The sequence below is a fragment of the Adonisia turfae CCMR0081 genome (genome assembly GCF_011009555.1).
GTDB classification, from domain to species: domain Bacteria; phylum Cyanobacteriota; class Cyanobacteriia; order Phormidesmidales; family Phormidesmidaceae; genus Leptothoe; species Leptothoe turfae.
Map to the genome: position 1 here is coordinate 1,973,290 of NZ_QXHD01000004.1, position 15,250 is coordinate 1,988,539.

Sequence of the window (15,250 nt, forward strand, 5' to 3'; positions counted from 1 at the left end):
GGTGCCACGGTTAATCACCGAGCCAGTAACCGTGGATTCAGCTTCACCAGAACCATTGAAGAAGCGTAAACCACTGGAGCCATTAGCAGCTACCCGACCCCCGTTGGCAAACACATCGGGACCATCGCCACGACCCTGTAATAACCCATTGTTTGTAATGTTAATGTTCTCATTGCTAGGGTCATCAGCTGCACCCACTTGAACAGAAACAGCATCGCCCAGATTATCTTCACCAGCATCAATGCGTCCACTGTTGACTAAGCCCAGGTCATCAACGGTGCCATCAACATAGAGTGTGCCGTTGCGTTGATTCCCTGTTCCTAAAATGTCGCCTGTATTCAGCACAAAACTTCCATCACCATCACTTATATCGACGGCGCGACTATTGGACTGAATTGTGCCAATATTGAGAAGTCTTAGGTTGTCGCCTGTGGAACTAATGCCATTTAGATCTCCAGAAATCTCTCCTAGGTTCAGGATGGTAGCATTGTCATCGCTGGCCTGAACTGCTGTATTCCCTGAGTCAGGCGCTGCTATTGAGCCACCAGGGATAACGGCTAATAACGCTTGATCACCTGCGATGTCAATGGCAGGTTCTCCAGCTGGTGCTTGAATATCATCAACAATAACTTCAACTTCACCATCAGAAAGAACAATGGGGTTAGTGAGTTCTTCTAGCATGATTGGATGCCTCTAAGTGTTTCTTTTGTTTAATCTGTTGCGAATAAGATGAACAGATTTTGTTCATGTCTGCATCGTAGGAAGCTACGAGAGATAACGCTTGAGGCATAGGGCCTAAATCAGGGATAGGTCTAAAGTCCCAAATAAAACTTGTTCTTTTGTTGCCAAACAAACTGAGTCAAACAAAGCGAAAACGTATCATTTGAAAAGCATTGATTAATCTTTCTCTCAGTTTGTAAGAGCCTTTTTAAGGCGCTTCTCATTTATGTTGCCTGATGATCTACTAGTCAGGGTGATAAAAGCAAAATGTAAAACAATTTCAAGATGTAAAATTATTTTTACGAATAGCGACTGGATGTACGGGTAAGCAAGGGACGAGTAATAATTATCCAGAGCACAGCGCTTTCTCAGTTGCCATTCATCTATTCGAAAATGTACAAATCTATAATTCTGGCTAAAAGGAAGAACCTGTGTATCCTCAGGTCTTTTGGCGATGTTATGGGTAAAGGCTACAGTATGGCGAGTTCACAAAGTTCAATTCGGCTCCTACTTGCAGATGACGAAGATATTATTCGCTATGGCCTCAGTGCCATTTTGCAATGCGAAGCGGCGATAGAAATTGTGGGCGAAGCCTCTAATGGCCAGGAAGCCGTTGAAAAGGCCCAACAGTTAAAACCAGATCTTGTCCTCATGGATATCGGTATGCCTATGATGGACGGTGTCACTGCAACAGGTAAGATCTGTCAGTCGGTGCCTGATGTTAAAGTCCTAATTTTAACAACGTCTACAGAAGATCAGCATCTACACGATGCGATTCAGCAAGGTGCTTCAGGCTATCTGTTAAAAAACATACCACCTGAAGATTTTATCCATATTATCCAAAGTACCCACAAAGGATATATGCAATTTGATCCTACAATCGGTTCAAAGCTGCATCAACATCTGAAATCTCCTCAACCTGCTAAAGTTGTGAGCGATTGGAAGGGGGTGACTCCACGAGAACGAGAGGTTTTAAAGCTGATTGCAACAGGTGCCAATAATCGAGAGATTTCTCAAACGCTCCACATCGCTGAAAAAACCGTTAAAAATCACGTTAGTAATATTTTAAATCGAGTAGGCTTAAGAGATCGTACACAGTTAGCAATCTGGGTTAACACAACTAATTTAGACACGTTGCAAACTGCGTAAAATCTAAAATATAAGCGCCCTCAATGATACGCTGGAACCTCTGGGCAAAGTTTAGTTTATTTCTATTTTTGGTTTGGCTGTTGGTTAGCGGCTCTACTATAGCTATGCTTTCGCAGCACCTCAATGCCCATGCTGAGCAAGCTGTAAAAGAACGAGCAAAAATTGTGCTGACTGGCATGCAAGCAGTTCGTGATTACACTCGTGATCATGTTCAGCCAGTGCTAAAAGAGAGTAGTGATATGGGTTTCTTTATCCAGGAAAGTATCCCAAATTTTGCTGCTAGAACTATTTTTGCTGACTTTCAGCAACAAGATGAACTGCTGGAAGATTTTTTGTATAAAGAGGCAACCCCAAATCCTACTAATCCTACCGATCTAGCAGATGCCTTTGAGACTGATATTTTTAGTCAACTACAGCAGTTTGTAACTTCTGAGTCGCAGGGTCTTTCTGGCTATCGTTTTTTGGATGGCAAGAAGCTGTTCTATATGGCGCAGCCTCTAGTCATGAGCGATGTCAGTTGTTTAGAGTGCCATGGCAAGGTTAGGGATGCGCCTGAATATCTCGTGAATATGTATGGCGATCGCAATGGCTTTGGCTGGCAGCTTAATGATGTTGTGGCAGCCCAGATGGTCTATGTACCTGCAGATATTATTTTCGATCGCGGTCGTCAGAACCTATGGACGGTAACCAAAACTCTCTTGGGTACACTGGGTGCCTTTTTTGTCGTAGTGAATCTATTATTGTGGCGCACGGTGGTGAAGCCGCTCAAGATACTCACTAATACTGCAAAGGCTGTGAGTAGCTGTTCTATTACGTCAGAGCAAGATGTATTTCCACAAGATCAACATCTGGAAAAATTAACCCTGCGACGGGATGAGCCGGGGCAACTGGCTCGCTCGTTTCAGTACATGATCTATGTGCTCAGTCGCCGTGAGCAAGATCTACAGCTGGCGGTTCAGGAGCGTACCCAATCGCTAGAGCAGGAAATGCGCGATCGCAAAACTGCTCAAGAGGCATTACAGACCTATGCCCATGCCATGAACCATGACCTGCGGAACTTGGTTATGGGTATTTCCAACCTGGTGCAGGGCATTATTTTTCGCTCATCTAAAGCCAAGACCCATGACTCTACTCAGCCAGCATCAATTGTAATGGAACCCAAGGCGCTTTCTATGATTCAGCAGAGTTGCGATCGCCAGCTTAAGCTTATGAATTCTCTGATGGAGGTGCAATCGTCTGATATTTGGCGCATATCTCTACAGAAAGACAATGTAAACTTGCGGCAGTTAACGGAAGATTTGAGATTCTTCTATGAGACCAAACAGACGTTGTCCACTGCCAAAATAAGCAATCATGTATCGTCTGAGGTACCACAGGTCTATGGAGATTTCTGCCAACTCAGACGAGTATTCGAAAATCTAATTGATAATGCCCTAAAGTACAATCCCAAAGGCGTCGCCATTACTTTAACCGCCGACATTTGGGACGACGATCCATCAATGGTACGATGCGCGGTGACGGATAATGGCATGGGTATTGACCCTGCCAAAAGTCAGGAGCTATTTGAAATCTATGCCCGTGGCAAGAGCCAGTTCTCAGTAGATGGGTATGGCCTGGGTCTATACATTTGCCGCAAAATCGTTGAGGCCCATGGCGGGCATATTGGCGTGGAATCGTTCTCCAATCAAGGGGCAGAGTTTTGGTTTACATTGCCCCTTGTCAACACAGGCTGAGTAATCTCCGGTCAGAATTTTTGCCGTTGTTGATTGAGGGGATTGGTCAATCTGGCAGCCCCCCTGACATTAGTCTTGCTTAGATTACAGTTTCCTGAGGATCAGCGATCGCAAAATTTCTGCCCCCGAAGCACATCCAAATCAGGTATATTCCCGTACTCATACTGGATGGTTGCCTAAGGCCATCCACGTATTGTGCTGCAAAGCACGCTTATTATATAGAGCAGTGCTTTTGAAGACAGGTTCATATATTTACCTTTTATTGGTTCCTCGCCCATGCTTTCTGAACGTCCCGAAAGTCAATCTCCAGATTGGGGAGACGCCACAGATGAAGCATTGTTTGTAGCCCTACAGCAGGGGGATAAATCAGCACTGGCCATTTTGTATGATCGCTATTCGCGATTGGTCTATACCGTTGCATTTCGGATTTTAAATAATGGGCCAGAAGCCGAAGACTTGACCCAGGAAATTTTTCTGAACCTCTGGCAAAAACAAACCTATAACCCAACCCGTAGTGCCCTTAGTCGTTTTTTGAGTACCGTTACCCGGAATCGAGCCATTGATCGAGTCCGCTCCCGCAGCATCCGACGGCGGATTCTTAAAGGTATGGTGCCCCAGCAGTCTCAACCTGTGGCTTCCTTTTCGCTACCTGTGGAGCAGGCCTCATTGGGAGAACGCTCCCAGCGGGTACGGGCAGCACTGAAAAACTTGCCTGAAAAACAACGTGAGCTTCTATGGTTAGCTTATTATCATGGATTTAGTCAATCCGAAATTGCTAATCATACGAATATACCTTTAGGGACCGTCAAGTCGCGCATGCGTCAGGGCTTACTCAAGCTCAAAGGCACGTTGCAAGATCTGGTCGATTAGCTTATTCCTCTTTGATTGATTACCTATTTCTGTCCTATGGCTTCTGAACGAAAATTGGATGAATTTGCAGCTGACTATGTGGCTGGTAATCTCTCAGCCGAAGAAGCTGATGAATTTGCCCGTCTAGTTGCAGAACAGCCTGAACTGCAGGTAGAGGTAAATCGTCTTGAGAAAACTGTTAGCCTCATGCTTGATGAGCTGCCAATGATGCAGCCGCCTCAGCGTTTGAGGGATGCGGTCTTGGCTGGGGAGAATAGGCCTGTGCGATCGCACCGCTTACCCCTAGCCTGGATACTAGGAGCATTGGCTGCTGGCGCAACGCTATTATCCCTATCGCTGGGTATGAGTAATCATCGTTTACGGCTAGCCAATCAACAGCTACAGCAGGATTTGGTAGCCGTGATGCCCGCACAGCAGGCTCAGCGCATTTTGCAGCAGCCCTCCACACGCTTTTATGACTTTGCCGGGACCGATAATGCTATCGATACATTTGGCAACATGATTGTGGATACAGATGGTTTGCAGGCTGCGATCGCATTTGAAAACCTATCCCCCCTTGCGGACAATCAAACCTATGCTCTGTGGGTGAGCTACCAGGGCAAATATATTCCCTGCGGTGTATTTCAAACCACTCCAGACGGCACGGCCTTCGCCACGTTGCCCATGCCCCCGGTTTATCAATCTAGACCCTGGGTACAAGATGTGATCGTAACCGTTGAACCCGCCGATTTACCCGCTCAACCCACCGGCCCAATCGTCGCTGCAACTAGCTAAGTTCAAGGGTTTCAAGATAAATCAAAAAAACTTTCATCCGATCCACAACCTCATTCGTATTAATAGTCAAACAGATAAGTTACAGGTAAGTTGTTGTTACGAAGGTGATTATTGGAACTACACTATTACATTCTGTTTGTGTAATGGTGTGCCTGAGGGTATGAGTTTGCTGTCTAGCAGTCTTCAAGAATGTTTCAGCCCATTCCAAAAACTCTCAACTTTATCTCATCCAATATCGAACATTATTCGTATCTATAACTGAGTGTAAATTTTGTTCTTGCCAGGCCCTAGCTCTTGTTTGGCAAAGGCTCCTAAGTACACGTCTATTCATTCACTCTTCTCTCCCTAGAAATATTCGCAACAACTGCCTTGGCACTTTGTCCTGCGGTCCAGTTGAATCTGCTGACTATTTCTTTTAAGAGATGTCCACTTCTTTCATCTACAAACTTATAGGAGAACACACCATGAACGCTTTTCTAGCTCTTCTTGTTAATCAGATTGTTGGCAACATATTTGATAATGCACCTGAAATTGAAGATTTAGGCGATATCTTCATTGGTGGTAATGGTGACGACAACTTTCAAGGAGGTGACCAAGACGATATCTTTTTTGGTGCCAATGGCGATGATACCATTCTTGGAGGCGCTGGCACTGACGTAGTATTCGCAGGGAGAGGTAATGATACGGTTGTTGGTCAAACGGGTAATGACGTTGCATTCTTAGGCGCAGGGCATGACCGTTTTATCTGGAACAACGGCGATGGTAGCGACTTTATTAATGGTGGGGCAGGCAACGACACAACTGAGGTCAACGGGGCCGATGGACCAGGCGATGAGTTTGAGCTCACTGAGGCTAATGGTCAAGCTATTTTTAACCGTCTGAATCTGGGTTTATTCACCCTAACCAATGAGAGTATTGAGAAATTTAAAATTAATGGCCAAGGTGGTGATGACTCGCTAACGGTTGGTGACCTAACTGACAGTGATGTGCAAAAAGTTGTCTTTTCTGGTGGTGATGGCAACGATATTTTAGATGCTCGTGAAAGCTCTACAGAAATTAAAGCACGCGGTGGCAATGGCAATGACCTATTGCAAGGTGGTTCTGCTGAAGACACCTTCTATGGTGGTGCTGGCGATGATGTTGTTGTGGGCCAGCGTGGCGATGATACGGCTTATCTTGGGCGCGGTGATGATCGCTTTATCTGGAACAACGGTGATGGCAGTGATTTTATTGATGGCGACGCTGGTTTTGATATCACCCAAGTGAATGGTGCCGATGGCGCAGGCGATGAGTTTGACCTCAGTCAAGAAAATGGTCAAGCTATTTTCAACCGCCTGAACCTGGGCTTATTTACTCTCACTAACGAAGAAATCGAGCAATTTGAGATCAATGGCCAAGGCGGTGACGATTCCCTGACAGTTAACGATCTCACTGGTAGCGATGTACAGAAAGTTGTCTTTTCTGGTGGTGATGGCAACGATACGCTAGATGCCCGTGAAAGCTCCACTACCATTGAAGCTTTCGGTGGTGATGGTGATGACCTGTTGCTAGGTGGCTCTGCCGTAGATACATTCTTTGCTGGAGCCGGTAATGATATTGTCGTGGGCCAGCGAGGAAATGATATAGCTTACTTGGAAGAGGGTGACGATCGCTTTATCTGGAATAACGGTGACGGCAGCGATTTTATCAACGGTGGTTTAGGCTTTGACGTGACTCAAGTCAATGGTGCAGATGGAGCCGGTGATGAGTTTGATCTTCGCCAAGTAGACGGTCAAGCTATTTTCAATCGTCTTAATCTGGGTCTCTTTACCCTTACTAACGAAGGCATTGAACAATTTGAAATCAATGGCCAAGGTGGTGATGATTCTTTCACTGTTGGCGATCTCACCGGCAGTGAGGTAGAGTCTGTGCTCTTCTCCGGTGGTGCGGGTAATGACTTCCTAAATGCTAGCGGCACATTAACTCCAGTGACTGCTGACGGTGGCGATGGCGACGATATTCTCATCGGTGGCGCAGGCGATGACATTCTCATTGGTGGTGATGGTGCCGACTTACTGATTGGCGGGGCAGGCAATGACATTCTCATTGGTGGTGATGGTGCTGATTTCTTTGGCTTCGACACCGGCGCAGCGTTTAATGCAGCTGACATTGGCACTAATCAAATTCAAAACTTTGAGGCCATCGATAGCATTGTTCTAGATGTCACTGTGTTCGCTGAGCTAACCAGCGCAGTGGGCGGTACCTTGTCTGCTAATGAGTTTGCAGTGGTCAACAGTGTTGAAGAAGCAGCTCTGAGTGATGCCTTAATTATCTATGGTGCTGACACTGGGAACTTGTATTACAACCCGAACGGCATTGAAGATGGCTTTGGTAACGGTGCTCAGTTTGCCACTATTGAAGGCGCACCCACACTGGAGGCAAATGATTTTGTCATTCAGGCATAGTGTCTTGAATCCTACTAGTAGATAAGATAGTCAGAGCCCTAAGCAGAACAGATGCCTTCTTCGCTGATGTCTTTGCTTGGGGCTTCGAGTGGTGTGAGTGATGTCGACGCCATTAACATTACTGCTACCAAGTCAGCCGCAGTCCCTGTTCTAACATCTGCTCTTGTAACTCATCCATATAACCTTGTTCAACAATATCGGCAGCTGTCAGGTTAGGACGGTTAATAAGCCATGCGGAGGTAGTTCCCGCTGCTGCACCCACCCCCCATTCACTAATGTGAACCCGCGTCACCGCATTCACAATGTGACTCACAGCAAGACTCTTGCCACCCATTAGCAGATTATTAACCTCCTGAGGCACCATACTCTCTAATGGAATCTGTACCGGACGTACAACAAACTCCTTTGCCGGAGCACTACCCGCTTCCCACGAAGGAGCGCCATTACGATAACGGCAGCCATGAATATCAATGTCATAATGGGTGACCGCTACCGTTGTTGGCGTAAAATCACGACCACCGACTTGATCTGTTCGCAGGTCAGCCTCACGCATGAGAAAAGCCTTATCCCCATAGGCAGACCGGCCTAAAATCCGCCGACCTTCACGGATATAGGGTATCAAACTTAATCCCGACTGCGTGCCCATATAGGCCTCATCTCCCATCAAATAGCTCAACGGGAATCCTGGTTGTGACTGAGTTTCTAGTAACCAGCGAGCAAATAAAAGCGCATGGTCCTCACCATGGCGCAAGGCTACCGCCGAAATGCCACCCAACCAATTCTGTTGTTGGCCACTCTCTCTAATTTGATCTGCCGTAAAAATCAGCGGAGGATCCATCCACGTCCAATCATTACCACGGTTCCAGTTCACCATCGTCATATCACCCAGCACAGGTGTGTCCCGAAATGGATCGTTGCGGGTGGTACTCACAATCCGACGATAGTTAAAAAAGCTCCGCCCTGTAAAAAAGGGAAATCCCTCCATCTCAAATTGTTTCTCGTGCTCATGGGCTCCATAGAGTGGCGGTTCTTGTTGCAACATTTGCTCTAACGCAGTCAGACTCTTGCCATCATCATCATTGAGAGCAATAACAAAAGGGTACGTAAAGGCCTGGGTACAGGCCGGATTATCTCTTTCTGAACCGTGAGCCTCCCCAGTGGTTGTTTGAGCCTCTGACCCCAGTCGATGGGGTAGATTTGCCCACCCCACAAACTCCCCCGTATCTGTGGCATCAATGACCATCATCCGCTGTCCCGATGGCGGTTCTAACCTTAGGGAAACCTTCTCAAAGGTGGCATCAGCTGACCAGGAATACCAGCTAGCCAGCGCTTGGGAAAATCGACCTGTGGGAATGTAGTTTGAGCGCCTGGGAATACGTCGCACAGCATGAATGGCAACAATCTCTTGACCGCTGTCATCAAAGGTGGCTCCCTTAAAGGCTGTTTGTGTCTGCCAACGACTTTCAGGGGATTGGGGCAAAACACTTTCTAAATGTGCTTGGGCTGCCGCCGCGCCAGCCTCGGGCACAAAGCAGAGTTTACCCACCCAGCAGGCGTTCACCTCATCTACCGTAACGTCCCCCTTCCCTGTCCACTCCGGTAAGGTCACCGTCTGCTGAGCAATTTCTTGCTTAAAGGCCTGCCAACTAGCCGAAAAGTTTTGATCCGCTCGCATGGCCAAGGACTCGTCAACCGCCGATACACCTTGAGAACTGATCTGCCCCCCTAGCCATGGCGTCAGCTCGATCAAACAGGTGGTCGCCCCGACCTCCATGGCATGGTAAGCCGCTGCCACACCACCCAGGGAACCACCAATGACGACTACTTCGCATTGCCAGGTTTCCTGCGCTGTCGGTAATGGCATTAAATTGGGTCTACCATTATCCAGAATCAGAGGTGGCGGCGATGGTGGGGAGGGCACTTCAGTGACTTCTGTCTGAGGAGTACAGGCACTGAAAAAACCGCATACTATCAACCAACCAAAATACCTGGCTAGCAGATTATGTCGAACCATGGATCAGCGTATAGGAACGATGATGATTCTATCGCTGAACGACCTATAGTCCAGGCTCTTAGCGACACATGTTTGAGGTTGCTGCGGCTGACATCAAAAGGTGGGCGTCGGTATGTCCCTAACGTATACACACCTCTCAAACTCCGCTCACAAGCTTTCATGCCCCCCCTTAATCCCTTTGGGTGAGAATTGTCTCTAGTGCCGAAACAGAGACACTTATTTTTGAGGTGAAATACAGGGAATACGGACTGAGATTAATTGCTGAAACCGTTGTGTTAGAACGATAGCGGCGATTAGTTGTCCGAAGGTTAAACTCCACCACAGACCAATGCCTTGCCACCCCAGCAGTTGTCCAATCACATACCCCAAACCAATGCCAACACCCCAATGGGCCAACACATCTACCGTTGCCAATAGATGGGTGTCCTTCAGTCCCTGCAATGTTCCAGCACTGATTAAACGAATCCCCTGGGCAATTTGAAATACTACGCCCACTTTAAACAGGGTGGCTGCAATAGTCACAGTTTCGGTATTCTCTGGTAAGTTCACGTCCAGATAAAAACTGGCAATGGTTTGGGGCAAAAACCAGAGCGGAATTGCCAGCACCATAACCAACACCAAATTCATGAGCAGGTTAGCATGGGCCACCTGTCGAGCCCCTCGCGGTGCCCCTGCCCCGATTTTATGCCCCGTACGCATGGCAGCTGCATAGGCAAAGCCCCAAGAGAACATTAGCAACAGCTCCGTGGTGGTCATGACGATGCGATGGGCGGCCAGTAATTCTGTACTCCAGAGGCCCATGAGCAGGGCAGCGGCTGTGAGGGCTCCCATCTCGGTGCCATAGTCGACGCATAGGGGCCAGCCCAGGTGAATTATTTCGGTGAGGATATTGCGATCGCACCGCCACCACTGCCTGAATAACCGCAGTCGCCGCAGCGACGGATACACCTTTAAGAGCACCACTGCCACTCCAAAGCTGCACCAAAATATCACCGTACTGGCCCAGCCAATCCCTGCTAGACCTAACTTTGGCAGCCCCCATTTGCCATACATCAGCCCATAGTTCAGGCCAATATTCAGGGGAATGCTCAACCCCATCAGCAATACCACCAAACGCGGTCGCGATAGGGCCGTCAGAATTTCCTTAAACACAAATACACCCAGGGCTGCGGGTAGGCCCCAAACGATGGCATGCAAATATGCGATCGCACCATCCACAGTAGCCGCCTGCTGCCCCAACAGTCTAAGAATGACATCCATATGCCAAATCAAAACCATCATGGGTAGAGAGATGCTAAAACTCAGCCACAACCCCTGCACATTAATCCGACTAACACGATGATGGTCTCGGGCACCATGGGCTTCAGCAGCAATGGCTCCCGTCATTTCCAACAGGCCAGTGCACAATGATAGCAGCATCCAAAACACTGTTGCCCCCAGCCCGCCTGCAGCCAAGGTTGCCGTACCCAAACCACCCATCATTAAACTATCCACAAAGTTCACAGCCCCTTCCGACAGCTGAATCAGCATCAGAGGAATAGCCAGACGAAGTGAGGCCTTAGCTTCGGTTCGTAGGCTACTGACCCATCGGGGCAAGGTATTAAACGGGGGCATGGTAGATGCAGGTTAGGACTACGTCTTAGCTTCAGGCAAACGTAGGAATTTTTCAGATAGCCATGGCAATTGTCACCCGATGGTTGACGTCATAGCAACAAACGCAACACAAACAGTCCATATCTATTTGATACGCTGGGATTGATCTACTAAGCCCCAGCCATGGAAAATTTACCGACCGCTGAACGCTATCTCTATGAGCTATTCAGCTTTATTAGCGATGGCTACTTGACCGTCACCAACCCCAGCGGTCAGATATTTAACTTTGGCTCCCCAGACACTCAGCCCCATGTGCACCTACAAATTCACGACCAACGCACCTATGCGAGCATCATTACCTTTGCTTCGCTGGGGTTTGGGGAAGCCTATATGGACGGCTGGTGGGATGAAGCCAACGACCAGCTGACAGAGCTGATCAGTATGCTCTATCGCAACCGAGTCTACTCCAAGGCCAGCCAAAAGCTAACCATTCCCCTGGCGCTGCAAATCATTTCTCAACGGCTGAAAACAGTACCACTACTGCTCAAAAATAGTCGTAAAAATGTCCAGTACCATTACGACCTCGGCAATGACTTTTATCAGCTGTTTTTAGACTCTACCCTCACCTACTCCTGCGGCTATCAGGTTACCCCTGAGGACAGTCTAGAAACCATGCAAAACCAAAAGTATGAAATCATCTGCCGCAAACTTGCCCTTAAACCGGGAGAGACTCTAGTAGACATTGGCTGTGGTTGGGGCGGCATGCTGATTTATGCCGCTGAGCACTATGGCATCACCGGCACTGGCGTTACCCTCAGTGACGAACAGGCTGCCTTAGCAAAAAAACGGATTGCCGACAAAGGTCTAGAAGACAAAATCAAAATAGAAATTAGAGATTATCGAGAAACAGAAGGGCAGTACGACAAATTTGTCAGCATCGGCATGTTTGAGCATGTGGGCAAAGGCAATTTCTCCACCTTTATGGAAAAAGCTAGAGCCCTGCTGAAACCCCACGGGGTTGGCATGCTCCACACCATTACTACCGAGAGTTCTGAACGTAACGGCCCCTGGATCGACAAATATATTTTCCCTGGTGGCTATGCTCCCCAGCTATCCGAAATTTGTCGAGATTTGCGGGCAGCAAAACTAACCGTAGCCCACTGCGAGAATCTAAAACCCCATTATGCAGAAACCTTTAGACGCTGGGGCAAAAACTTTACCGCGAACCGCGAACTAATTTCTTCCCTCTCACCTAACTATGATGAGAGATTTCTACGGATGTGGTATCTCTATCTGCAATCCTTCGAAGCCTCCTTCAGAGATGGCAGTATGCACATTTATCAGGTCTTGTTCTATGGTGACAAGCAATGGCGGCTCAATGTCCCCTTACCCGGTTTCTTGCCAGAAAAAATGCAACAAGCCTCGTAAGTTCCATTGTGCTCATCTAATTTGGTGCCTAAAACACCCACATCCTGGGTACTCCGGTCGAGCTATTGAGGATAGTTTCAACATCATGGGCTGTGAGTGGCTGTGAGAATAGATATCCTTGGCCCAAATCACAGCCCAGTTTTTGCAACTGTTGAAGGTGATGAGGGGTTTCGATGCCTTCTGCCACAACGGTCAACCCCAACTGCTTACCTAGAGCAAGGATAGTGCTAATTACCTGATAGTTACGATTTTTCAAATGCATATTGCCAACAAACAAACGATCAATTTTTAAACTATGAATGGGCAATCGATGGAGATAACTTAGGGATGAATAGCCAGTGCCAAAATCATCAATACTGATTTGGATGTTTCTAGATGCCAGTTGTGACAACAAGTCAATGGTTTGATCAATATCAATATCCTCAATCAACATGCTTTCAGTTATTTCTAAAATCATCAAATCTCCCGTTAAGCTCATCACGCTCAGAATATCGTCAATATCCTGAAGTAACGTACTTCTGTGTAAGTCCTGAACAGAGAGATTAATACTGATTTTTAGAGGAAAATGATTGGGAAACTGTTGCTTCCACACCATCAGCTGTTCACACGTCTGGTTGATCACCCAGCTATCCAAACCAGTGACTAAGTTTGTCTCCTCGGCCATAGGGATAAATTCGCTGGGAGAGAGAAGACCACGGTCTGGATGTTGCCAGCGAATCAATGCTTCAAATCCAGTGAGCTGACTATCCTTTAAGCTAACAATGGGTTGGTAGTGAATCACAAATTCCTGCTGAGTAATCGCCTTCCGAAAATCGGTTTCTAAGGTGAGGCGACTCATGGCCTCTAAATACATGGCTGCATCAAAGAATTTATAGGAATTATGAGTCTCTGACTTAGCGCGATACATAGCGATATCAGCATCTCGAATGAGATTAGCGGCTTCCTGATAATCTTCACTGCCAATGGCAATGCCGATGCTGGTGCTGGTAAATATCTTATGCTCATCAATCAGAATCGGCGTTTGGCAGTCCGCCAAAATCCGCTCTACCACTTGGACAATATCCTCAACAGTATCCACATCTTCCAGCAAGATCACAAACTCATCCCCACCGAGCCGAGCAACCATATCTGTACTGCGGAGATGTTGTTTTAGTCGTTTTGACACTTCAATGAGTAATTTATCGCCCACTAAATGCCCCAAACTATCATTGACAACTTTAAATCTATCTAAATCGAGAAAGAGCACAGCATAGTGAGACGTTTGATGGCGTCTCGATCGTTGTAAGGCAAACTCAATACGGTCTAACAATAATCGTCGATTGGGCAAACCCGTCAATGGATCATGGAGGGCATTATGGGTAATTTGTTCTTGTGCCTGTTTGAGATCACTGATATCACGACAAACACAGATCACCAATCCATTATTCATTAAGGTTAAAGAAACCCCTTGAGGAAACTGGGAGCCATCTTTGCGAGTTGCAATGGCTTCTCCTTGCCAGGCGCGATCGCATTCTAATGTGGGAAAAATGTCTTGTTCAAATCGTCGTACCTCTTCTGAAGAATATAGGAGTTGCCACGACTGTCCTAACAGTTCGTCGGGATGCGTGTACCCAAAGAGGTTGAGATGAGCTGGATTGACATAGGTGTAGACATCGTTTTGCAAAATACTAATGCCTTCAATAGCAGCCTCAATGGCCGCCAATTGCTGTTTAATCAATGCCTTTGCGACCTTATGATCGGTAACATCCTGAAACGTACCTAATACACCAATAGTCTCTCCATCCAGATTGTGCAAAGGGTGCTTATTTGTTTCAATCCAAATTGACTGACCATCAGCTTTACGTTGAGTCTCCATAATGCCAAGCTTAGCGGTATTGGATTCTATTACCTGACGATCGTCAGCTCGATACGCTGCCGCTTCTGCCAATGTCCAAGGGAGATCATAATCCGTTTTCCCCTGAATATCCACCAAGGAGTTTAGGCCTGCATTCTTTAAAAAATTACGATTACCACCTAAATAAACAGAATTACGATCCTTCCAAAAGATGTGCAGTGGAAAAGTATCCAAAACAGTTTGGAGAAATTGCTCTCGCTCTAAAAGTTCAGCTGTCCGTTCAGCCACTTTGATTTCTAAGGCCTGATTAAGTTGCTCCAATGCCGTATTAGCCCGTTGTCGCTCTAATTCAGCCGCAGCCCGCGCAGCGAAAATCTGTAGAATTTGGGTGGCCCGCTGGACGTCTTGCAATGGCTGTTGGTGAAAGATGCATAGAATTCCAGTCACCTCTCTTTTCGTATCCCGTAGAGCAATTCCCACATAGCTCTCTGCAGCCATTTCACGCAACGCTAAATAGTCAGGAAACTGCTGCTGAATAGATTGTTCACAACAAAAGATGCCCGCTTGCACTACCTGCTCGCAGGGGGTCTTCACTAAGGGGTACACATCATTCGGCTGCAGTTCTCCCTCCGTCCAAACGGCCAGGCTATGAAGTTGACGGCCTCTGCACTCCGTGATCAACACATGGGTG

At 47.2% G+C, this 15,250-nt stretch carries 9 protein-coding genes and 1 pseudogene; 6 read left to right on the forward strand and 4 right to left on the reverse strand.

Features of this window, described 5'->3' with window-relative positions; all coding sequences use genetic code 11:
* Window positions 1-681 (reverse strand): annotated as a pseudogene (locus DXZ20_RS12735) (beta strand repeat-containing protein); the annotation flags it as partial.
* A gap of 516 nt (window positions 682-1,197) precedes the next feature.
* Here DXZ20_RS12735 and DXZ20_RS12740 point away from each other — a divergent pair.
* From DXZ20_RS12740 to DXZ20_RS12760, 5 genes are all read left to right on the forward strand, one after another.
* Window positions 1,198-1,869: a response regulator gene (locus tag DXZ20_RS12740; RefSeq protein ID WP_250565741.1), complete on the forward strand. Its 672-nt coding sequence runs from the start codon at window positions 1,198-1,200 to the stop codon at window positions 1,867-1,869.
* A gap of 104 nt (window positions 1,870-1,973) precedes the next feature.
* A complete protein-coding gene (locus tag DXZ20_RS12745; RefSeq protein WP_250565742.1) occupies window positions 1,974-3,602 on the forward strand; it encodes an ATP-binding protein in 1,629 nt (542 codons plus the stop codon).
* 276 nt (window positions 3,603-3,878) lie between these two features.
* Entirely contained in the window at window positions 3,879-4,472 is a 594-nt protein-coding gene (locus tag DXZ20_RS12750) for a sigma-70 family RNA polymerase sigma factor (RefSeq protein ID WP_163660913.1), read from the forward strand.
* 36 nt (window positions 4,473-4,508) lie between these two features.
* A complete protein-coding gene (locus DXZ20_RS12755) occupies window positions 4,509-5,246 on the forward strand; it encodes an anti-sigma factor domain-containing protein (RefSeq protein ID WP_163698564.1) in 738 nt (245 codons plus the stop codon).
* A gap of 464 nt (window positions 5,247-5,710) precedes the next feature.
* Window positions 5,711-7,690, forward strand: coding sequence for a calcium-binding protein (locus DXZ20_RS12760; protein WP_250565743.1), 1,980 nt, complete (start codon window positions 5,711-5,713; stop codon window positions 7,688-7,690).
* A 124-nt stretch (window positions 7,691-7,814) separates the two neighbouring features.
* Here the strand turns inward: DXZ20_RS12760 and DXZ20_RS12765 are convergent, their stop codons facing one another.
* Entirely contained in the window at window positions 7,815-9,704 is a 1,890-nt protein-coding gene (locus DXZ20_RS12765) for an FAD-dependent oxidoreductase (RefSeq protein ID WP_163698566.1), read from the reverse strand.
* 216 nt (window positions 9,705-9,920) lie between these two features.
* On the reverse strand, window positions 9,921-11,318 hold the full coding sequence (locus tag DXZ20_RS12770) for an MATE family efflux transporter (protein WP_163660920.1): 1,398 nt from the start codon (window positions 11,316-11,318) through the stop codon (window positions 9,921-9,923).
* A 162-nt stretch (window positions 11,319-11,480) separates the two neighbouring features.
* Here DXZ20_RS12770 and DXZ20_RS12775 point away from each other — a divergent pair, with 162 nt between their 5' ends.
* On the forward strand, window positions 11,481-12,725 hold the full coding sequence (locus DXZ20_RS12775) for a class I SAM-dependent methyltransferase (RefSeq protein ID WP_163660922.1): 1,245 nt from the start codon (window positions 11,481-11,483) through the stop codon (window positions 12,723-12,725).
* A 28-nt stretch (window positions 12,726-12,753) separates the two neighbouring features.
* Here the strand turns inward: DXZ20_RS12775 and DXZ20_RS12780 are convergent.
* Window positions 12,754-15,250: sensor domain-containing protein (locus DXZ20_RS12780; protein ID WP_250565744.1), on the reverse strand; the 2,497-nt coding region annotated here is incomplete at its 5' end.